The sequence below is a fragment of the Streptomyces sp. NPDC051822 genome, from assembly GCF_044452745.1.
In the GTDB taxonomy this organism is placed as follows: domain Bacteria; phylum Actinomycetota; class Actinomycetes; order Streptomycetales; family Streptomycetaceae; genus Streptomyces.
Genome location: NZ_JBITBZ010000016.1, coordinates 36,824 through 57,676 on the forward strand (window position 1 = coordinate 36,824; position 20,853 = coordinate 57,676).

The following is a 20,853-nucleotide window of genomic DNA, read 5'->3' on the forward strand; positions in this document are numbered from 1 at the left end:
TGGTCCGATGGCGGGATTGTGTGCCCCAGAGGTCGCGTGTTCGATTTTTGTTCGACTACTGTAAAGCTGTGGTCAGGGTTTTTTGATCTGTTTTGTGGGGGTTTATCCGGAGGTTGTCATGGGTGGCGGGGTGCCGCATCTGCATGTGGCGAGTGGGTTTTCGGCCCGCTTCGGCGCTTCTCATCCGAGTGCTCTGGTCGCCCGGGCCGCGGAGCGTGGGATCGGGACGCTGGCGTTGACCGACCGGGACAACGTGACCGGAGCGGTGCGTTTCGCGAAGGCCGCCGCGGCTGCCGGGGTCCGGCCCGTTTTCGGCGTCGACCTCGCCGTCGCCCCGCACCAGCCCGCCGTGCAGACGGCGCCGCGGAGGCGGACCCCGGTCCGCGGCGGCGCGCACGTCGTCGAGGCTCCTCTGCGGGTGACGCTCCTGGCGAAGAACGTCGCCGGGTGGGGCCGGCTGTGCCGGATCGTGTCCGCCGCCCACCTCGCCGACGGGGTACCGACGGCCTCGTGGGACACCCTGCGCGCGTTCGCGGGCGAGGACCTGGTGGTGCTGCTCGGGCCGGCGTCGGAGCCGATCCGCGCCCTGGCCGGGGGCCGGGCGGATGTCGCCGAGCGGCTCGTGGAGCCATGGCGGGAGCTGGCCGGTGGGGATCTGCGGCTGGAAGCGGTGTCGTGGGGGCTTGGGGGAATGGGTGCGGGGTCGGGGCGGCTTGCCGCGCACACGGTCGGTCTGGCGGACCGGCTCGGGATCCCTGTCGTGCTCGCGAACGCCGTCCGCTACGCCGACCCCGAGCAGCACCGGCTCGCGGACGTGCTGGACGCGGCCCGGCTGCTGCGGCCGATTGACCGGCGGCGCCTGGACTGCGGCGAGCGGTGGCTCAAGGGCCCCGGCGAGATGGCGGCGATCGCGGAGCGCATCGCCGGAGACTCCGGCGCCGGCCCGAGCCGAGCGGCCGCGCTGCTCGCCGAGACCGTCCGTACCGCGGAGGCGTGCGTGGTCGATCCGGTCGCCGACCTCGGGCTGGGCACCCCGCACTTCCCCGAGCCGACCGTCGTCGGCGCGGAGCCGGGCAAAGGCGGCGCGATGCGGCTGCTGAGGCAGCGGTGCGAGGCCGGGATGACCGCCCGCGGGCTCGATGGCGACCGGCGGTCGGTGGAGCAGCTGGAGTACGAGCTCGGAATCATCGGCCGGCTCGGCTATGAGCCGTACTTCCTCGCGGTCGCGCAGGTCGTCGCTGACATCCGGGACATGGGGATTAGGGTCGCGGCCCGTGGCTCGGGTGCCGGGTCGATGGTCAACCACAGTCTGTTCATCGCCACCGCGAACCCGCTGGAGCACCGTCTGCTCTTCGAGCGGTTCTTGTCCGAGCGGCGGGCTTCGCTGCCGGACATCGACATCGATGTAGAGTCCGCCCGCCGCCTGGAGGTCTACGACCGGATCTTCGAGCGGTTCGGTGCCGAGCGGGTCGCGGTGACCGGAATGCCGGAGACCTACCGGGCCCGGCACGCGCTGCGCGACACCGGCCTCGCGCTCGGCCTGCCCCCGCAGGTCGTCGACCGGGTCGCGAAGTCCTTCCCGCACCTGCGGGCCTGCGACATCCGCTCCGCGCTCGCCGAGCTCCCCGAGCTGCGCCGTCTCAACGCCGACGCGGGCTCGTACGGGCGGCTGTGGGAGCTGGCCGAGGGGCTGGACAAGCTGCCGCGCGGGATGGCAATGCACCCGTGCGGAGTGATCCTGTCGAACTCCTCGCTGCTGGACCGTCTGCCGGTGCAGCCCACCGCGCAGGGCAAGTATCCGATGGTCCAGGCCGACAAGGACGACGTGGAGGACCTGGGCCTGCTCAAGCTCGATGTCCTGGGTGTGCGGATGCAGTCCGCGATGGCCCATGCGGTCGCCGAGATCCGCCGCACCACGGGCCGGCAGATCGACCTGGACAACGCCGACCACGTTCCGCTCGACGATGTCTTCGCGTTCAAGATGATCCAGGACTCCGACACGGTGGGGATGTTCCAGCTGGAGTCACCTGGCCAGCAAGATCTGGTGGGAAGACTTCAGCCGCGCGATCCGCAGGACGTCATCGCCGACATCTCGCTCTTCCGGCCTGGGCCGGTGCAGGGCGGGATGCCGGCGATGTATATCGCCGCCCGCCACGGCGCCGCGCCGGTCTATCCCCACCCGGACCTGGAGCCCGTCCTCGCCGACACGTACGGGGTGACGATCTGGCACGAGCAGATCATCGACATCCTCGCTGTCATGACCGGCTGCGACCGCGCGCTCGCCGAGGTCGCCCGCCGCATCCTCGCCAACGAGGAGCGCCTGCCGAAGCTGGAGGCATGGTTCCGTCGGGAGGCCGGCGCCCGCGGGTACACGCCGAAGGTTCTCGACGAGGTCTGGGACATCGTCAGCAGCTTCGGGGCATACGGGTTCTGCCGTGCGCACGCCGTCGCGTTCGCCGTCCCCGCTCTGCAGTCGGCGTGGCTCAAGGCCCACCACCCCGCCGCCCTGTATGCCGGGCTCCTGGAGCACGACCCGGGGATGTGGCCTTTGCGGGTGATCGTCTCGGACGCCCGCCGCCACGGCGTGCCCGTGCTGCCCGTCGATATCAACGCCTCGAAGCCCGTCTACACGGTCGAGGCCACCGGCACCGGCTTCGGCGTCCGGCTCTCCCTGTCCTCGGTCAAGGGCATCAGCGCAGAGCAGGTCGCACGGATCGCCGCCGGCCAGCCCTACAACTCCCTCCAGGACTTCCTGCAGCGCGCGCACCCGGCGCTGCCGATCGCCGAGCGCCTCATCCAGATCGGCGCCCTCGACCCGCTCAAGGGTGAGCAGACCCGGCGGGACCTGCTGCTGCAGGCCACCGAGCTCCACCGTCACACCCGCACCCGGCCCGGCCCGGGACAGCTTCCGATCGACGACTCGCTCCTGACGGCCGGGCCCTCGGGGCTGCGGGAGATGACCAGCCGTGAGCGTCTGGACGCCGAGCTCGGCGTGCTGAAGATCGACGTGAGCCGGCACCTGATGGAACACCACCACCGTCTGCTGCGGGAGGTCGGAGCCGTCGACGCCAAGCACCTGCGCGCCCTGCACCCGGGGCAGCCCGTCCTCGTCGCCGGCGTCCGGGCCTCCACCCAGACCCCGCCCATCCCGTCGGGCAAGCGGGTCATCTTCGTCACCCTCGAAGACGGCTCCGGCCTGGTCGACATCGCCTTCTTCGAGGACTCCCACGAGGACTGCGCCCACACGATCTTCCACAACGGCCTCCTCCTCGTCCGCGGAACGGTCGAGGCCCGCGGCCCGCGCCGCACGGTCGTCGGGCAGAGGGTGTGGGACCTCGAAAAGCTCGCCGCCGCCCGACGCGATCATGGGCCCCAGGCCGTCCTCGACCTCCTCGACCACGCCTCCCCCGCACCCACCCCCGCACAGCCGGCCACACCGCCCCGGACCCTCGTCGATGGCACCACGGGCGCGCGCCTTCACCCGTACGCGGACCTGCAGCCCGCCGGTTCCCGCTCGGCCGACCTCACCCGCCTTGGTCACTCCAGTTCCGGGAGCGCCGGATGAGCACGAGTCCCCGCACGCTGATGCGGATCTACTTCCATCTGTCCGAGCCGGACCCTGGCCTGTACGAGCAGCTCTTGGACGTCCTTGCCGACGTCACCCCGCAGGTGGAGGCGCACCCCGCCGACTTCTCCGCCGACGCCGACCTCACCGGCGCCCTGAGGTATTGGGGGCAGGACGCCGCCGGTCTCGTCGGTGTCATCCGGCTCCGCGCGCTCGCGCTCCACGGCGTCTCCACCAGCGCGGGCGCCGGACCCAGCCGGATGATCGCCGCCATGGCCGCCGCGCACACCCCCGCGGGCCGCGCCACGATCGTCGCCAACACCTCCTACGACATCGCGGCGTTCCTCCGGCCTCAGCCGGCCGCCGCGCTCCCCGGCATCGGCCCCGCCGCCGCACGCGCGCTCGGCCGGCTCGGCATCACATGCGTCGGTGACATCGCCGACACCCCGCTCGCCACCCTCCAGCGGATCCTCGGCGTCGCCGCCGGCCGCCAGGCCCACGACCGCGCCCACGGCATCGACGACCGCCCCATCGTCCCCGCCCCCGCCCCCAGATCCCTCAGCCTCAGCCACCGGTTCGACCACGACGAACTCGACCCCGACCACCACCACCGGGCCGTCCTCGGCCTCACCGAACAGATCGGCGCAGCGCTGCGGAACGATCACCAGGTCGCCCAGGGGCTCACCCTGACCGTCACCTACGTCAACCACAGCCACACCACCCGGACACGTTCCCTACCCGAAGCCACCGCCCACACCCCCGCCCTCGCCGCAACAGCCCGCGAACTCCTCACTGCGCTCGGCCTCCAGCGCGCCCGCGTCCGATCCCTCTCCCTGCGAGCAGAGCGTCTCCAGCCCGCCGAGACGGCCATCCACCAGCTCACCCTCGGCACCGACGACGACCGGGCCCGGGACCTAGAGGCGGCCCTCGACCGTGCCCGCTCCCGATACCGATCCGGAATCGTCGGCAGCGCCGCCGCCTACCGCCACGCCAGCTGACCACACACCTCACATCGTCCCGGGCGCCGAGCGGCCATCAGCCCAGCCGGTAGAACTTCCGGCAGGCGACGACGGGTTCTAGTGCCGCATCAGAGAACCTTCGCCCTGTTTCTCGGTGAGAGGATCACTGGAAAGCGCCGGGACTGACAGTCTCGGATCGAACGGGAGGAGACATCGAGAGTGGCCGGGGATGAGCCTTGGACGGGTGGCGATCAAGATCACAATGATCGGTGTCATGCGCGTTGGCGAGCGTCGTTGAACCGCTCGACGGCTCAGTCCGGCTACCGGGACGAGTGGTATGACGCCCAGTGCGGAGGATGCCGCTTCTGGATCGCGTTGAGCGGGCAGCTCGGCCGGGACTACGGGGCGTGCAGCAGCCCTGGCTCGTCATTCGATGGGCGAGTGCGGTTCGAGCACGACGGCTGCGAGAGCTTCGCCGACCGCGCCGACGGCTCATTCGGGTAAAGGCCGTTCAGGCAACGTTGACTCTGGCCACGACCCTGCGGAGGTGCTCATCGGCGGCGTGCTTGTTCCGCCAGATGATGTAGCGGCGGATCATGCTGCCCTGGGCTCGGTGACTGTGGTGGTCGGTGCCGTCGAGGGCGAAGTAGCGCAGGGCGGTGAACTGGGCTTCGATCCGGTTGAGCCAGGAGCTGTCGGTCGGGGTGTAGGCGCTCTCGACGTTGTTCGCCGCCGCCCAGGTCCCGACCCGCTGGCACCGCTTGGTGGTCAGGTGGGGTGAGTAGTTGTCGCAGACGATCGCGATGCGCACGTCCAGCGGGTGCAGCGAGCGCAGGTAGCGGCAGAACTCCAGGAACTTCGATCGGTTCTTCGTCTTCTTGATGTGTCCGTAGAGCTGGTCCTTGGCCAGGTCGTAGGCGGCGAACAGGTGCCGTACACCGTGCGGGCGGGTGTAGGTAGCCCGGCGGCGGGGCCGCGGACCACGGTCGGGATCCTTGTGCCGGCCACCGCGTTCCGCCCACTGACATCCGGGGTGGGGTTGGAGGTTGAGTGGCCCGAATTCGTCCAGGCAGAAGATGACTGTGGGCTCGCCTTCCTCGGGTATGACCTCGCCGTCGGCGATCGCGTAGAGGTGTTCGACCCGGGCCTTTTTCGTCGCGTAGTCGGGGTCGCGGGAGGTCTTCCAGGTCTTCACGCGTTGAAAGGAGACGCCCTCCTCTCGGAGCAGGATGCGCAGGCCCTCGTGGCTGATGTCGTCGACCACCCCCTCGGCGACCAGGAAGTCCGCCAGCTTGGTCAGACTCCAGGTCGAAAAAGGCAGGCCGTGCTCGGCCGGCCTGGACTTCGCGGTCTTCTTGATCTCCCGGCGCTCGGGCAGGGTGAACGTCCTGGGCCGCCCGCCCTTGTACTTCGGGTAGAGCGACTCGAAGCTGTCGGCGTTGAAGTTGTGGATCACGTCCCGGACCCGGTCCGCGCTGGTGAACGTCACCTCGGCGAGCTTCACCACCGGCATGCCCTGCGCGGACAGCAGCACCATCTGGGCCCGCCGCCAGGTCGCCACCGAACCGGTGCCTCTGCGGAAGATCCGCAACAGGCGCTGCCCCTCGTCGCCATCGATCTCGCGAACACGTACCCGCTCTGCCATCCGCACATGATCTCGTTCAGTGCACGATCATGCGGGTATCCCAGGCGGCGCGTAGTGGCGCAAGTAGTCACGTACCTGAGGCTCGAGTCCGGACAAGTCATTGCCGTTGAGGGCATGCCAGAGACGGTTCTCGATCCAGAACCGATGGGCGAACTCCTCGAACGAAGATGCACACCAGAGGATTGCGGCCCTTTGCTCCTCCGGATCGTCGAGATTGGTCTCCGTCTCTTCCCCGTCGCGCCGCGCCTCGTACTCGTATTCGTAGTCGAGATAGGAGTGCACCACGAAGGCCTCACCCGACGGACGGAGGTAGAGGTACCAGATGACGCAGTCCTGTTGATCCCGCAGGAATCGCACAAGGAAGGCACCAGGCTCGACCGGACTGGGCAGGGGCTCTGAGATATCGGTCCAGCAGCACGTCACCGAGACCTCATCCAGCGAGCAGTGCAGCTTCGAGTCGGCCTGGAAGGTGACGAAGTCCCGAGGCAGCGTCAAGCCCTTGGCCGCCAGGCTCTCTGCCAAGCGATTGAGCACTGTGACCTGTTCGGGAGCAGGTTCGCCGGTACCACCGAGCCGTTGGAAGGCGCCCGTGAACTCGGTGGAGTCGAGAGGCGGCAGGCTCTCGTAGGGGTAGTGCTCATAGGTGTAGCGGCAGGGGCGGTATTCACCCAGGTCGGTGGCACACCAAGCAGAGTCGAAGCCTTCCGAGGACAAGTCAGACCCTGATCGTTCACCAAGCATCGGCCCCCCATTGATCACCGTGAGCGGAGTTGTCGGCGTCAGCATCGCACTGCCTACTGACACTCCCCCACCCCGCCGCTCTGCCCTCCCTGAGCAGCAACGATGATGGCCTCGTGGTGACAGACCTTGAGCTCTTCGCGGACTACTTCCAGATCCACCTCCTGGACGACGAGTCCGAGGGCGACCTGAGCGACGTGTGGACCGAACAAGCCGTCCGGGACGGGCTCGGCGTCACTGAAGATGCCCTGGCCATCGGCACCGACGTCAACATGACCGTGGCAGTCAGCGTCCACGTCCTCGCGCAGCAGCCGGACGACGACCGCGACGACTTCGACCATGTTGTCGAAGCAAGCCTCAATCTGGTCTCGGGACGGCTGGTCGTGCTGGGCTGCACCGACTACCTCCCCGATGCGGCACGCTTCGACATGCCCACCGGCTGGACCCGCATCCGCGCTTCTCGACGGAACCTCGCTGCCGCCGCTTTCCCTGACCCCGATGGCGAGGACGAGCCGGAGGACACCGAGGAGATCCGGCTGCAAGCCTGGCCGGCCCCGTACTCCCAGCCGCACATCATCAAGCGCTGGACACGCCCCGACGCGTAGTCGCTGTCGCGAGCCGCTCTACATGTTCACCATGTCGTCGCGCACGAAGTCGTCCGAGGCATCAGAGACCTCGCCTGAACGTCTCCACCGTGAGTGTCGCCAAGCCTCTCGTTGCTGTTGATACAGAACCTCGCTCAACACCCTGGTGAGGGCGAACGTTGCCTGATGTGGCACTAGGACCTTGGCGCCCTCCTGAGACGGGGGGGGCAAGGATCAATCCGGGAAGACGGGACTAGATTCCTTGGCATGTCTTCGCATCTCAGTCATGGCGCTTCGGGAGCCCTGCGACGCTTCGCCGGATGGCTTGCTCGAGGGTCGGTGGGCCATCCGACGTTGGACGGGATCGATTAGTGGGAAGAGCTGCGCGAGTCGCCCTCCCAGATGGAGATCTGCGTCGCGATCTTCGCTAACGTCCTCGAACTGGACGAGCAGGGCGAACCGGTCAATGAGAAGTACGCGGAGCGCCGGGCTGCAACCTATCTCTACGCATACTGCACCGGGAAGCTGCCTCCTGGGGAGCCGGACATCGAGCCCTGGGAGTGCGAACTTTATTGACCGTCACCGTGCGACGCCATTCGCGTAAGGTCGGCCCCGCTCGCGACCCCGCTCCCCTGCGTGGTGGGGCTACCCAGCGAGGGCGAGGTTGTGCAGGCGGGCGATGCCATGCATGCGAGGCACCGTGATCGACGCAGCACGTAGGGCGCGGATAGCCAGCATGGCCGAGGCGGCGCATCAGGGTCACCATGCAGGTCGTGGGATGTGGGCTTTCCGAAGCGCAAAGCATGTTCTTCGCCGCGCCTTGCCGGTCCCACGAGCTCGCATTTCATAACGCCGTTTTGGAGGGCCTGGAGCGGTCTCAGACCCGCAGCACGTGACGATGCCGGCGGGTGCGCTGTCCGGTCCCACGTCTCGGCACGTCCCACGGCGTCAGGGTTCGGGCCCTGAGGGCGCAGTTTCCCGGGGGAGCAGCAGATGCCCGTTGGGAGTCCGGGTCGCCGGGACCACCCACGCCTGTTCGCGGCGTACGACCTCCCGCTCGGTGACCGCGACCTGGTAGCGCGGCCAGGCCTCCAGCTTCCGCTGCATCTCCAGCCGAGACCTCTCGGCGAGCCACTCGAAGAGGATTTCCTCGTCGCCGCGACGGTTCGCCCAGCCCTCGATGCCTCGGTCAGTGAAGTACACGAAGAGGGCGACGTGCCGGCTATCGCTGGTCGCTGACATGGCTCTGTCTATGAGAACGGGGTTCTGGCACACATTCCGTGAGGGCAATCTGCAAGGTTTCGGCACGATGATGTCGCATCATCTGGGACCGTGGTGCGGTGTCATGACCTCGTCGGTGACCTGTTTCCGCATGTCAGAGCGTTGCTGTTGGAGCGCGTGTTCTTCGAGTGCGGGGTGGTCCGCCTGGTCGCGAAAACGCAACCGATCGGGGTCGCTTGCCCCGCTTGTGCGGCGGTGTCCAATCGAGTCCACAGCGTGTGTGCGCGACGCCTTGAGGACAGGCCAGTCGGTGATCGGCCAGTCGTGATCGAACTGACGGTGCGGCGTCTGTACTGCGAGAACTCTGCCTGCACACGCCGTACGTTCGCCGAACAGGTCGAAGGACTGACCATTCGCTACGGACGTCGAACACCCTCCTCCCGACGCCTCTTGGAGGCGGTTGCCGTCGCGCTCGCCGGCCGTGCCGGTGCCCGTCTGGCAGCCGCCCTGCACATCAAGGTGAGCCGGACAACGCTCCTGCGGGCGATCATGGCCCTGCCCGATCCCACCTGGGCCGTCCCGAAAGTGCTGGGGGTCGACGACTTCGCCACCCGCCGCGGGCATCACTACGGGACCGTCCTCATCGACTGCGAGACCGGCCAGCCTCTCGACATGCTGACCGGCCGGGACGCCGCCACCCTGGCGGGCTGGCTGCGCGAGCATCCCAGCGCCGAGATCATCTGCCGTGACCGGGCCGGTTCCTACGCCGAAGGCGCCCGCACCGGTGCCCCGACGAGGGCGATCCAGGTGGCCGACCGGTTCCACCTCTGGCAGAACCTCGGCACCGCCGTCGAAGCCAGCATCCGACTCCACAGCACATGCCTCAAGACGGCCATCGCCAGTCCCGACGGCCCGACGAACGATGGCGACAATGGATGCGACGAAGGCGATGTCGCCGATCGAAGCCCGCATCCGAGAGCGGCACGCGACCATTCACACCCTGCTGGCCCAGGGACACGGCATCCGCGAGATCGCCAGAGAACTGCACATCGGCGGTAACACCTTCCGCCGCAATGCCCGCGCGGCAGTTCCCGAACAGCTGCTGACCGGTCGGCATCAGCCCGGCCCAGCCAGCTCGACCCCTACAAGCCCCACCTGGACAAACGCTGGGCCGAAGGACACACCAACGCCATCCAACTGCATGCCGAACTCCAAGCCCTCGGCTATCGCGGGAGCTACCAGATCATCAGTGACTACCTGCGACCGAGGCGCCGGCGGCGTATCCGTGTCGTCCCGCCCGCTCCACCGGGAGTCCGCCGGGTCGCCGGCTGGATGATGCGGCACCCCGAGCGCCTGGGCGACGAGGAACGCGAGCGGTTCGCCGTTGTCCTCGCCCACTGTCCTGAGCTGAAGGCCCTCCACGCGCACGTCCGCGGTTTCGCGGAGATCCTTCAAAGCCGCTCCGGTCAGCACCTCAAGGACTGGGTCGCCGCCACCCGCACCGCGGACCTGCCCCGGCTGCACGCGTTCGCCACCGGCCTGGAGAAAGACTGGGACGCGGTCGTCCAGGGTCTGAGCACTCGCTGGAACTCCGGCCCCGTCGAGGGCCGCGTCAACCACATCAAGATGATCAAACGCCAGATGTTCGGACGAGCCAAACTCCCCCTACTCCGCAAACGTGTCCTCCTCACCGCGGCACAAGGCGGCCACCCACACCCGCTCTGCCCTTGATAGAACTGCTGCATGAGTTCGATCGAGGACCGGATCGTGCAGGACGAGCACCACTTCGGAGTCCGGTTTCCCCAGGACTACCGGGACTTCCTGGGCACTACAGGGAGTCTGAGTCAGTTGGTTCCCCCCGCTGACGACTTCCTGGTGATCGACGCGCTGGACGAGCTCATCGGCATCAACGAGGCCGGTGAATTCCAGAAGCGCTTCCCCGGCGCCGTCGTCATCGGCGGGGACGGAAGCCGCGAGCTGCTGGCCTACGACTTCCGCCAGGACACCCCGCCCCTGGTGACACTCGACGTCTCCGCGGAAGACTGGTCATCGGCCATCCACCAGGCAGCGTCCCTCTCCGCCCTGCTGGATCAGTTCCCCCAAACCGGATGGAAATGGGACGACACCGATACCGCTCCGTCCTGACGGGAATTTCAGCCTCTGGTGCGAGCATCGCCAAAGAGTCACGGTCACCGGCAACCCGTCCCGCCAGGATGCTCGATCGCTGAGCTTCCCGGTGTTCTGCTGCTTGGCGTCTGATACGACCCTGCGCGCTGTCTGCCCGGCGGGCCCGACCAGCGCAGATCGCCTCAGGTCAAGGCTCGGAAGGCTGAAAGGGACGTCGGTGAAGCATCGGCACCCCCCTTCGCTTCGGTGAACCTTGGTGCGCGATCAGTTGCAGCAGCGGCTTCTTCGTCGCCCCGGCGTGGGCTGCGACCACTGCTGGCAGGTGCCGCAGAACGCAGCACAGACCCAGGGAAGGGCCACGGATGAACGGGCAGATGGATCAGCGGACGGTACTACTCGCACTCGCCGGCTGCGGCACCGTGTACGTCGCCTTCGAGCACCCCTCGTTCGGTACTGCCCTCCCGGTGGGCGTCGGTGTGGTGACACTGCTACATCTGCTGATGAGACAGCGCTGACCGCCGCGCCGCTGCCCAGCGTCCGGTCCCCGGCCCAGGCCAAGCCGGTCGCCACTCGATCCCCCCGGCCGCGCCGACGGGCCGCTGAAGCCGGAGCGAGCGGCCGGCGGCGGGCGGGCTGGTCGTGGTTCGTGCGCTGCGCGGGTTACGGGGCCGGGGTGTAGTGGACGACGGTCATCTCGCACGGGCCGCCGGCGTAGACGTTGATGGCGTCGATCTCGCCCTGGTCCGCGGACAGGCCCCAGCGGAGCTTGGTCGCGGTCCGCCTCGGCGAGGTCGCGGCAGGTGACGTTCGGCGCCGGCGGCATCCACGTGGCCGGGTCCTGGTCGGCCGCCGAAGAATTGGCCAAGGCCGGCTGACCGACAGAGCCCTTCCAGACGGACCGCCGCCCTCCATGACGGCGGTCCGACACCGCGACGCAGCTAAGCGGGAAGCGAACGGCTCCATCGCCAGCCAGGCGTCATTCCACAGTAGTGACCATGCTGAACCAGGTAGCCGTCCTATCTGACATCCACGGAGTCCTGCCCGCCCTGGAGGCGGTGCTCGACGAGCCAGAAGTGCGCGCCGCGGACCGCATCGTGCTCACCGGCCAGGGCGTGATCAAGTTCCGTTGAGGTCGGGCTTGCAGGTGATGCCCAGGATGGGGAGGGCTCGTTCGGTTGGTCGCGGATGGCGCGGGTGGTCTTGGCGATGTTGGTCGCTCCGAGGGTTTTGAAGGCTCCGATCGCGAGGTTGCGGAGGGTGGCCATGACGTGGGGTGCGTTGCCGGCGTGGACAGTTGAGGCGTCTTCGGCGAAGGTCCGGTCGCGGATGTGGTGCTGGGCTTCCACGATCCAGTGTCCGCGCAGGTGGGAGGCGAGTTCGGCCGGTTTCGCCTGGTGGGCGTCGAGGCTGGTGACCGCGTAGACGGTCTCGCGGGTTTCCTTCTTGCCGGTCACTTTGCGGCGGCGGTGGACGCGGAGGGCGAGTTTCGCGTGGGGGAAGGCGATGCCGCCGAGGTTGTCGGCGATGGCGAGAGTCTTGATCGAGCGGGACTCGTGACGGCCGTGCCCCTTGTTCGAGGTGGTGTGCTGGATGGCCACCGCGTGCCAGTCCAGAGCGTCCAACTGGGCCCAGGCGCTGGGCTGGTTGGGCTTGATCACGGCCACGTAGTGCGCCTTCTTGGCTTCCACCAGCCAAGTGACGTTGGTCTTCACGGAGTGCAGCGCGTCGAAGGTGATCACGTCTCCGTCCAGATCGAGCGGCAGAAGCAGGGGCTGGAAGTGCCGCGTCTCGTTGGTTTTGGCCCCGACCTCGGCCTGGGCCAGGGTGATGGGGCGGCCGTGGGTGACGGCGGACAGTAGGTGCCGGCGGGGCTGGTCAAGGCGGGCGGAGCCGCGCAGTGCCTTGCCGTCGACGGCGATCACCCGTCGCCTGTCCGGAGCTGCTGCGGTCGTGGCGGTGTGGCGGTGGGCCAGCCAGGTTCCCACGGCCGCGTCGAGTGCGTCGGCGTCGAGACGCTCGAGGACCCGCCCGATCGCCGACCTGGAGGGCGCGTGCCGCCAGTGCAGCAGATGACGGCGTACGCCGAGCGTGGCGAGCAGCCCGGCATCGGCGCGGGCGCCCCACTCGGCGAGCTCGTCGATGGTCCGGGCTCCGGAGACCGCAGCTGCCGCGCAGACCAACAGGATCGAGGTCAACGAGTACCAGCGGCCCCGCTTCGAGCGCGGATCGGGCACCGCTTCCAGGAAGACACGCAGGCCAGCCGTGTCGTCCAGATTAAGGGGGCCCAGCTTGGTCAGCACGGAGGGGATCGGGGATGATGACACGGCGGACACGGGAACCTTCTTGATCACTCGGCTTAGACAACTGAATGATCACGGATCCCGCGTCCGCTCTGCCATCCACACCAACCTGCGGCATCCTCACGCCAGTTGGATGATCCCGGGAACTTACGCAAGCCCTGGTCCGCTCAGCGGAAGACCTCGTCCAGAATCCGGTCTCCCCTGGAGCGGCGCGACATAACCGCCGGTCAACGCAGGACCGTCCGGAACGCGGACATCTATGCGCGTTCATGTCGGACTACTCGGCTCGGACTACTCGGCGGCAACGCTCCGTGCATCACACGTGAATGATTGTTAACTCACCGGCAATAGATCTCCGAAACATCTACCTGCCCCGGTGCCCGCGCCCCTCGCGCGCGCCACCTCGCAGATCACTGCGTGCACCAAAAGGCGCCCTGGGACCGAGTGGTTCCAGGGCGTCTTCGGCGACTTGCGGGGCAGGGAAGGCGGACCGTCACCCTCCGTCTATGCCGGTCCGCACTGCACCGGCGAGGGCTACGCGTACTGGATGCCCCACAGGTTGCTGTTCTTCTTCACCGGAGCCACGATGTTGCTCTTCTTCCAATAGACCTTCTTCTTGCAGGAAGTGGCCGAGGGTACCCACCGCCACTTGGTCACGCTGAAGCCTTTGGCCTGGTGGTACATCATCAACCGGCCACGGGACTTGCCCGCCTTCTTCTCGACCTTTGCGGAGTAGGTCCAGGTGTCCGACTTGGACCAGGTCTTGCCGACAGAGACGCTGAAGGAGGCGGACGCCTTGGAGAAGACGACGCCGGCCTCGGCGCCGAGGGTCGCAGTCCCCGTCGCGGTCACGGAACCGGTCTTGTTCTTGGCGTACGAAATGGTCACACCGGGCTTCGCCCAGTCGCTGTGCACCTGAGTGGTACGCCAGACGGTCTTCTTGTTACCGATCGAGTACTGCGTCGTGTCGTCGCAGTGCGGCCTCGCCGAGGCGGGGGCCGCCGCCCCGGCCACGAGCCCGGCGCCGATCAGGGCGGCGGAGATGGTGGTACTGACAAGGCGCTTCACGCATGTCCTCCTGGTACTGGGGTGCTAAATCTGTGGTGCGCACGTCAAGCTATGCGTGAACTCCGGCGCCTCATAAGCAACTTGAGGGAATATTGAGGTTGACGGTGACGGAGTGCGGGTGAGGCGACGCAGTGGGCGGGATCTGTGGTCGGATCTGCCTGATCAGGGCGTTCCGACATCTTGCCGTTGGTAACGTAACGCAGATGAGCAATAACTCATGGTAGTGCAGTGTCGGGTCGAACGCCGCGTCCCGCCCCCTGGCCAAGGAGCTCGGCTGCGCCGAACAGGCCGAGCTCCCCGCCAAGGTTCCCGACGCCCCGCCCGGATGACACCGAGGCCCCGGTGCCCACGCGGATCGCACCGCGCACGCACCGGGGCCCTGTCGGGGCCGCCCGGATCACCGCATCCGGGTGGCCCACTCCTGGACCTTCTTGATCCGGTCCTGGATCTGCCCGGCCGTCGCCTCCGCGCTCGGCGGACCGCCGCACACTCTCCGCAGCTCGGTGTGGATCCGGCCTCGGGGATCAATCAGGCCGCGGTTAGCGGTAAGGAACGATCTTGCTCGCTAGCACAGCGATCGCCCGGCCCGCTCGACTTCGGTCGAAGATCGCATGAGGTGATGGGCTGGTGGATACCGTCCGCCGCGTGCCGGTGGAGTTTCTGACGGATGAGCAGGCCGGTGCGTACGGACGGTTCGTTGAGGAGCCGACGCGCCCGGAGATGGAGAGGTTCTTCTACCTCGATGACGTGGACCGGCGGCTGATCGGGAAACGGCGGGGTGATCACAACCGTCTGGGCTTCGCGCTGCAGATGTGCACGGTCCGGTACCTGGGGCTCTTCCTGGAGGACCCGCTGGACGTGCCGTGGTCGGTGGCGGCGTACGTGGCAGAGCACCTGGGCGTGGAGGACCCCTCGGTGGTGAAGCGGTACACCGAGCGGCAGATGACGGCCTACGAGCACGCCTGGGAGATCCGGGACGCCTACGGCTACCACCAGTTCGAGGACGCGGCGTGGGGCCGGCGGTTCCGCACCTTCCTGCACGGGCGGGCGTGGACGCACGCTGAGGGGCCGGTGGCGCTGTTCAACCAGGCGGTGGGGTGGCTGCGGCGCAACCGGGTGCTGCTGCCTGGGGTGTCGGCGCTGGCGCGGCAGGTGGCGGAGGTCCGGACGGTCGCGGAGCGGCGCCTGTACTCCACGGTGGCCAACGCCGCCCGGCGGGCGGACCGCTCGCTGCCTGCGGACCTGGTGGCGCTGCTGCAGGTGCCGGAGGGCAAGCGGATCTCGGAACTGGAGCGGCTGCGCCGGCCGCCGACGCGCACGACCGGCACCGGCATGGCCAAGGCGCTGGAGAGGGTGGACGAGATCTCCGCCTTCCATCTGGGCCGGGTGAAGCTGGACAAGGTGCCGCCGAACCGGCTGGCGACGCTGGCCCGGGTCGGGCTGGGCTCGAAGGCGCCGATCCTGGAACGAGCCAAGGAGCCGCGCCGCACCGCGCTGCTGACCTCGGTGGTGCGGCACCTGGAGGCGTCGGCGATCGACGACGCGCTGGACGTGTTCGCGCTGTTGATGCAGGTGAAGCTGCTGAACGTGGCGAAGCGGGCCACGGACAAGGAGTGGCTAGCGTCCCGGCCCCGGCTGGCGAAGGCGTCGCGCACGGTGCAGGCGGTGTATCAGTTGTGGTCCGAGCAGCTGGACCTGGTCGCCGAGGTCGGCGCCGACCTGGACGCGGCGGCGATGTTCCGGGCGCTGGAGGCCGAGGTGGGTCCGCGCGCCGAGGTCGAGGCGGCGGTGCGGCTGCTGGACGAGCTGCTGCCGCCGGGCGACGACGAGTCCGAGGCGGAGATGCGCCGCCAGCTCGCCGGCCGCTACAGCACGGTGCGCCCGTTCCTGTCCCTGCTCGGCGAGTCGAGCGCGCTCGGGGCGGCCTCCGGCGGCAGGCGGGTACTGGAGGCGGTGAAGCGCCTGCCCGCGCTGGCGAGGCGCAAGGTGAAGGCGAAGCCGCTGCTGCCCCGGGAGATCGACCAGAAGCTGGTGCCGCCGGCGTGGAAGAAGGCGGTGTTCTCCAACCCCGATCTGCCGGTGGGCGCGGTGGACCGCGACGCCTACGCGGTGTGCGTGCTGGAGCAGCTGCACAAGGCGCTCGGACGCCGGGATGTGTTCGCCTCCCCGTCGAACCGCTGGGCCGACCCGCGGGCGCGCCTGCTGGACGGTGCGCAGTGGGAGGCGGTGCAGGCGGACATGCTGCACGGGCTGAGCCTGGAGGAGCCGGTGGCCGAGCACCTGGCCGGACGGGTGCGGGCGCTGGACGCGGCCTGGCAGCTGATGGCCGAGCGGCTGGAGGAGGCCGGGCAGGACGCAAAGCTCTCCTTCGAGGTCCAGCCCGGCGGCCGGTTGAAGCTCAACGTGGACCGGCTCGGCGCGCTCGGCGAGCCGAAGTCGCTGCGGTGGCTGCGCCGGACCACCGCGGCGATGCTCCCGAAGATCGACCTGCCGGACCTGCTGTTCGAGGTCGACTCCTGGACCGGGTTCCTGGACGCCTTTGTGCACCTGGGGGACGGCCGCACCCGGATGGAGAATCTGAAGACGTCGCTGGTGGCGCTGCTGGTCGCCGAGGCGTGCAACATCGGGTACACCCCGGTGATCGACGCAGGCGAGGAGGCCCTGACCCGGGCCCGGCTGGTGCACGTCGACCAGTACTACCTACGGGCCGACACCATCGCCGCGGCGAACGCGGAGCTGATCCGGGCCCAGGGGCGGGTGCCGATCGTCGCGCACTGGGGCGAGGGGCTGCTGGCCTCGGTGGACGGGCTGCGGTTCGTGGTGCCGAAGCGGACGATCAGCTCGGGCGCGTCGCCGAAGTACTACCACTTCAAGCGCGGGATCACCTGGCTGAACGCGGTGAACGACCAGGTCGCGGGCATCGGGCAGATGGTGGTGCCCGGCACCCCGCGCGACTCGCTGTTCATCCTGGACACCCTGCTGAACCTGGACGGCGGGGTACGGCCGGAGATGGTGGCGACCGACAACGCCTCGTACTCCGACATGGTGTTCGGGCTGTTCTCGATGCTCGGCTACAACTTCTCCCCGCGGTTCCGGGACCTGGCCGACCAGCGGTTCTGGCGCGCGGAGCGGCCCGGGGTGGCCACCGACGGGTACGGCCCGCTGGAACCGCTGGCCCGCAACAAGGTCAACCTGGGCAAGGTGACCGTGCACTGGCCGGACATGCTGCGGGTGGCAGGCTCCCTGGTGACCGGCCAGGTGCGTGCCTACGACCTGCTGCGGATGTTCGGCCGCGAGGGCCGCCCGACCCCGCTCGGGCAGGCGTTCATGGAGTACGGGCGGATCGCCAAGACCCTGCACCTGCTGCGGGTGGTCGACCCGGTGGACGACACCTACCGGCGGCAGATGAACCGCCAGCTCACCGTCCAGGAGTCACGGCATGTCGACGGTCATGCAATTCCCCACCTTCGGCCTGTTTCGCGTCACGGAATTCCCCACCCATGTGGTCACGGTTCCCCAGGGGGATGGCGGTCGAGGATGTGGATCGAAAAGATCGAAGCCGGGTCGAGCAGTTGTTCGTGATCTTCCCCTGGGCGATGCCATCCGAGCCGGGCAAAGTGGCGGTGCAGGTATCAGGCGGCGGAGCTGGATGCCGGGGATCACCGCGGTGGCGAGAGGCGTGTCATGTGCTCGACGGGGTGGCTCGCAGACCGCCGAGCAGTGTGGCGAGGTAGCGGTGTGCTGTGTTGATCCGGTCGGCAGGAGTGCCGCCGTGGACGGTGACGGCGTGGGCGATGCCGCACATCAGCGGGACGAGATCGGCAGCGGACAGATCGGGACGGACCGCTGCGGCCTCGCGGGCCCGGTTGAGGAGTTCGGTGCCGGTCGTTGTCAGCGACTGCCTGAGCTCCGTGGTGCGTGGGAGGGCGTCGGTCGGTGCGGCGGTGACCAGGGCCAGGGAGGCGTCGGTGATCTGCGCGTCGAGGGTCCGCGTCAGGAAGCCTTCGAGTGCGCGCCCGGGATCGGTGTCGGCCAGCGCCTGTTCGCCGTGGGCGGCCAGGGCTTCCAGGCAGGGGGTGGCCACGGTCTCCAGCAGCGCCTCGGGGGTGGCGAAGTGCCGGTAGACGGTGCCGACCCCGAGTCCAGCACGGCGGGCGACATCGTTGAGCTGCAGGGTGACGCCCTGGTCGACCAGGACGCGAGCGATGGCGACGATCCGGTCCCAGTTGCGGGCAGCGTCCTTGCGTAGCTGTGTGGTCGTCATGTGTGGCCAGTCTCTGTCGAGTGTCCCGTCATGTGTGTTCGGCGTTCGATCATACGCAGTCGTTCCTGGCTGGGAGGTCGGCGCTGTGGCGGGGGGGCGGGGCGCCCCCCCCGCCCGCGAGGTCTTTCAGCCCCGGTCCTGCCGTCGGCCGAGGAAGCCGGTGATGATCTCCAGCCACTCCTTGGGCCGCTCCAGGAAGGGCAGGTGCCCGGTGGCGAGCTCGGCGGTCCGCGCGCCGGGAATGGCCTCAGACAGTTGGTACTGGAGGGCAGTGGGTACCAGGTTGTCGGCGGTGGTGACAACGATGAGGGTCGGGACGGTGATCAGGGCGAGGTCTGAGCGCACGTCGGCGCGGCGGACCAGGTCGACCTGGGCCCCGGTGCCCTGCGGCAGCGCAGGGGCGGCCTGCTCGGCGGCGGCGCGCACCTGCTCCGAGGTCAGGGAGTTCAGCACCGGCGCGCTCACGGTCAGCTGGGTCAGGTACTGGGCGAGCAGGAGGTGCTGTCCGGACTCGTAGAGCTGGTGCCAGATTGCAGCGGCCAGCTCGGTACGGGTGTCCAGACGGGCGAACGTGGCGGTCAGGATGAGGGAGGTGACGCGTTCCGGGTGGCGGGCCGCAGCACGGATCGCGACCGGGCCGCCCAGCGAGTAGCCGCAGACGGCGAAGGTGTCGAGCCCCTCGGCGTCTGCTGCGGCGACGAGCTGGTCCGCCAGCGCGTCGAGCTCCAGGGGCGTGGAGGTGGTGGGATTCTTTCCTGAGCCTGGGTAGTCGACCCCCACGACGGTGTGCTGCGCGGCGAGTCCCTCCATGATCGGCCCGTAGTTGGCCTCGATCCCGCCGCCCGCGCCGTGGGCGAGGAGGAGACCGGGGCCGGAGCCGTGGACGGTGCGGGCATGGGCGTTCGGGACTGAGTTGGTCATGGACGTGTCCTCATCTGACGAAGGTGTGCAGGGGTGACTATGTGCGGCGTTCGTTCTTCAGTGACCGGCGGCAGCAGGCTTTGCGCGTCTGCGTGACGGCGGTGCGGGGCGTGGAGCCGCAAGGGTGCGCGAGGGCTCGACCCGCTGGTTGCCGGTGGTGCTGGGCCGGCATCGTGGGGTCGGGGCGGGCGGGTCCGATGTCCACCGGCGCAGGCGTAGCGCCTACCTGACCGCGGCGGGAGCGTGGGCTTCGCTGAGCCGGCGCACTGCTTCGGCGACGCGGCGGTCGGTGGCCGGGCGGAACGGGGCGACGGGGCGCGCTTGGGGACCGATGACGACTCCCGTCTTGCCGATCAGCGCGTCGTCGGTGGCGGCGACGATCGATGGCCTGGCTGCCGCGGACGCCGGGCCGGACGTGGACCGTTCGAACTTGCGGCGCACCAGCGGCCACAGCAGTCGCAGGGCGGGAGAGACGATCTTCGGGTCGGTCAGGGTGCCGTTGGTCATGTCGGTCGCGGCGCCTCCGGGGTCGGCGGCGAAGACCGATACGCCCGTGCCGTCCAGCCGCGCGGCAAGGTCGAGGGTGTAGGCGAGGTTGGCGAGCTTGGCGCGGCCGTACCAGTGGAAGCCGTAGTAGCCGCCGGGCGGCTCGACGGCGTCGAACACCTGCTTCGCGACCCCGACCGCGCCCGAGGTCACGTTCACGATCCTGCTCGGCGAACCGGCCGTCAGCGTGGGCAGGAGCAGTTCCGTCAGCAGGTACGGCGAGAGGTGGTTGACGAGGAACGACGCTTCTATCCCGTCCAGGGTCTGTCGCTCCGGGAACATCGCCCCGACGTTGTTGACCAGCACGCTCAAGGGGTCACCGGAGGTGGCGTGCTCGGCTGCGATCCGGTCGGCCAGCGCACGCACCTGGTTGAGCGAGGAGAGGTCGGCGGGCAGGAACCGTCCGGGATGGGAGGGGTTCGTCGCGTTGATCCGGTCGACTGCCCGGGCGCCCCGGTCGGCGTTACGTCCGACCACGGTGACCGCGAACCCGGCGTCGGCCAGCCCGAGGGCCGTCTCCAACCCGATTCCGGCCGTCCCGGCAGTGACTACAGCTTTTCTCATGCGCTCCTCCACCCCAAGTAAAAACGGATAGGTCATCCGTTTGATGGAGATGACGCTAGCACATATTCGGATGACCTATCCGGTTAGCTTGGAGGCAGCATGGCCGCCATGGAACGCTCTGGGAGCGCAAGCCCCTCGCACCCACACCGGGCACAGACGCTGGCCGCTGCCGAGGTCTTCGCGCCGGCCCCAAGCGGGAAGACGCGGTCATCCTTCAGTCAGCGCCCACGGCGGACACTTGGGGAATTCCGTGACCACGTCCCTGGGGAATTCCGTGACCGTCCACAAGACCGAGCAGTGCTCTCCGCGCAAGCAAAGGTGTGTCGCCTGCCGCCACCGGCAGCACTCAGC

General features: G+C 68.7%; 15 protein-coding genes and 3 pseudogenes. 10 read left to right on the forward strand and 8 right to left on the reverse strand.

Going from position 1 to position 20,853, the window contains the following annotated elements:
* Nucleotides 1–118: 118 nt before the first annotated feature.
* The 3 genes from ACIA8N_RS34035 (at nucleotide 119) to ACIA8N_RS34045 (ending at nucleotide 5,028) form a co-directional block, all read left to right on the forward strand.
* Nucleotides 119–3,565 (forward strand): DNA polymerase III subunit alpha, encoded by a 3,447-nt coding sequence (locus ACIA8N_RS34035; protein WP_365786108.1) that lies wholly within the window; start codon nucleotides 119–121, stop codon nucleotides 3,563–3,565.
* Entirely contained in the window at nucleotides 3,562–4,563 is a 1,002-nt protein-coding gene (locus tag ACIA8N_RS34040) for a DNA polymerase thumb domain-containing protein (protein WP_365786106.1), read from the forward strand. The genes ACIA8N_RS34035 and ACIA8N_RS34040 overlap by 4 nt, the downstream gene beginning before the upstream one ends.
* A gap of 180 nt (nucleotides 4,564–4,743) precedes the next feature.
* On the forward strand, nucleotides 4,744–5,028 hold the full coding sequence (locus tag ACIA8N_RS34045) for a DUF3027 domain-containing protein (RefSeq protein WP_365786104.1): 285 nt from the start codon (nucleotides 4,744–4,746) through the stop codon (nucleotides 5,026–5,028).
* A 7-nt stretch (nucleotides 5,029–5,035) separates the two neighbouring features.
* Here the strand turns inward: ACIA8N_RS34045 and ACIA8N_RS34050 are convergent, their stop codons facing one another.
* Together ACIA8N_RS34050 and ACIA8N_RS34055 are read right to left on the reverse strand one after the other, a co-directional pair.
* Nucleotides 5,036–6,169, reverse strand: a complete 1,134-nt coding sequence (locus ACIA8N_RS34050; RefSeq protein ID WP_365786102.1) for an IS630 family transposase — start codon at nucleotides 6,167–6,169, stop codon at nucleotides 5,036–5,038.
* A gap of 27 nt (nucleotides 6,170–6,196) precedes the next feature.
* A complete protein-coding gene (locus ACIA8N_RS34055; RefSeq protein ID WP_365786100.1) occupies nucleotides 6,197–6,955 on the reverse strand; it encodes a hypothetical protein in 759 nt (252 codons plus the stop codon).
* A gap of 68 nt (nucleotides 6,956–7,023) precedes the next feature.
* Here ACIA8N_RS34055 and ACIA8N_RS34060 point away from each other — a divergent pair, with 68 nt between their 5' ends.
* Both ACIA8N_RS34060 and ACIA8N_RS34065 read left to right on the forward strand, forming a co-directional pair.
* Nucleotides 7,024–7,512, forward strand: a complete 489-nt coding sequence (locus ACIA8N_RS34060) for a hypothetical protein (RefSeq protein WP_365786098.1) — start codon at nucleotides 7,024–7,026, stop codon at nucleotides 7,510–7,512.
* A 381-nt stretch (nucleotides 7,513–7,893) separates the two neighbouring features.
* Complete coding sequence (locus ACIA8N_RS34065) at nucleotides 7,894–8,067, forward strand: hypothetical protein (protein WP_399416870.1); 174 nt, start codon at nucleotides 7,894–7,896, stop codon at nucleotides 8,065–8,067.
* A 372-nt stretch (nucleotides 8,068–8,439) separates the two neighbouring features.
* On the opposite strand, the gene ACIA8N_RS34070 is transcribed toward ACIA8N_RS34065, so the two are convergent.
* Nucleotides 8,440–8,733 (reverse strand): DUF6104 family protein, encoded by a 294-nt coding sequence (locus tag ACIA8N_RS34070; RefSeq protein ID WP_399416871.1) that lies wholly within the window; start codon nucleotides 8,731–8,733, stop codon nucleotides 8,440–8,442.
* Nucleotides 8,734–8,907: 174 nt separating this feature from the next.
* Here ACIA8N_RS34070 and ACIA8N_RS34075 point away from each other — a divergent pair, with 174 nt between their 5' ends.
* The 4 genes and pseudogenes from ACIA8N_RS34075 to ACIA8N_RS34090 all read left to right on the forward strand — a co-directional run.
* A complete protein-coding gene (locus ACIA8N_RS34075) occupies nucleotides 8,908–9,771 on the forward strand; it encodes an ISL3 family transposase (RefSeq protein ID WP_399416879.1) in 864 nt (287 codons plus the stop codon).
* Nucleotides 9,772–9,993: 222 nt separating this feature from the next.
* Nucleotides 9,994–10,443: a transposase gene (locus ACIA8N_RS34080; protein ID WP_399416880.1), complete on the forward strand. Its 450-nt coding sequence runs from the start codon at nucleotides 9,994–9,996 to the stop codon at nucleotides 10,441–10,443.
* Between the two features lie 12 nt (nucleotides 10,444–10,455).
* Nucleotides 10,456–10,857, forward strand: a complete 402-nt coding sequence (locus ACIA8N_RS34085) for an SMI1/KNR4 family protein (protein ID WP_365786093.1) — start codon at nucleotides 10,456–10,458, stop codon at nucleotides 10,855–10,857.
* 977 nt (nucleotides 10,858–11,834) lie between these two features.
* Nucleotides 11,835–11,945 (forward strand): annotated as a pseudogene (locus ACIA8N_RS34090) (metallophosphoesterase); the annotation flags it as partial.
* Between the two features lie 192 nt (nucleotides 11,946–12,137).
* Here ACIA8N_RS34090 and ACIA8N_RS34095 read toward each other — a convergent pair.
* A pseudogene (locus ACIA8N_RS34095) lies at nucleotides 12,138–13,190 on the reverse strand (ISAs1 family transposase); the annotation flags it as partial.
* Between the two features lie 483 nt (nucleotides 13,191–13,673).
* Complete coding sequence (locus ACIA8N_RS34100) at nucleotides 13,674–14,207, reverse strand: hypothetical protein (RefSeq protein ID WP_365786091.1); 534 nt, start codon at nucleotides 14,205–14,207, stop codon at nucleotides 13,674–13,676.
* Nucleotides 14,208–14,852: 645 nt separating this feature from the next.
* Here ACIA8N_RS34100 and ACIA8N_RS34105 point away from each other — a divergent pair.
* Nucleotides 14,853–17,672 (forward strand): annotated as a pseudogene (locus tag ACIA8N_RS34105) (Tn3 family transposase); the annotation flags it as partial.
* 217 nt (nucleotides 17,673–17,889) lie between these two features.
* Here ACIA8N_RS34105 and ACIA8N_RS34110 read toward each other — a convergent pair.
* The 3 genes from ACIA8N_RS34110 to ACIA8N_RS34120 form a co-directional block, all read right to left on the reverse strand.
* A complete protein-coding gene (locus tag ACIA8N_RS34110; protein ID WP_365786089.1) occupies nucleotides 17,890–18,471 on the reverse strand; it encodes a TetR/AcrR family transcriptional regulator in 582 nt (193 codons plus the stop codon).
* A gap of 126 nt (nucleotides 18,472–18,597) precedes the next feature.
* A complete protein-coding gene (locus ACIA8N_RS34115; protein WP_365786181.1) occupies nucleotides 18,598–19,392 on the reverse strand; it encodes an alpha/beta fold hydrolase in 795 nt (264 codons plus the stop codon).
* Between the two features lie 222 nt (nucleotides 19,393–19,614).
* Nucleotides 19,615–20,502 (reverse strand): SDR family NAD(P)-dependent oxidoreductase, encoded by an 888-nt coding sequence (locus tag ACIA8N_RS34120; RefSeq protein WP_365786183.1) that lies wholly within the window; start codon nucleotides 20,500–20,502, stop codon nucleotides 19,615–19,617.
* Nucleotides 20,503–20,853 lie beyond the last annotated feature (351 nt).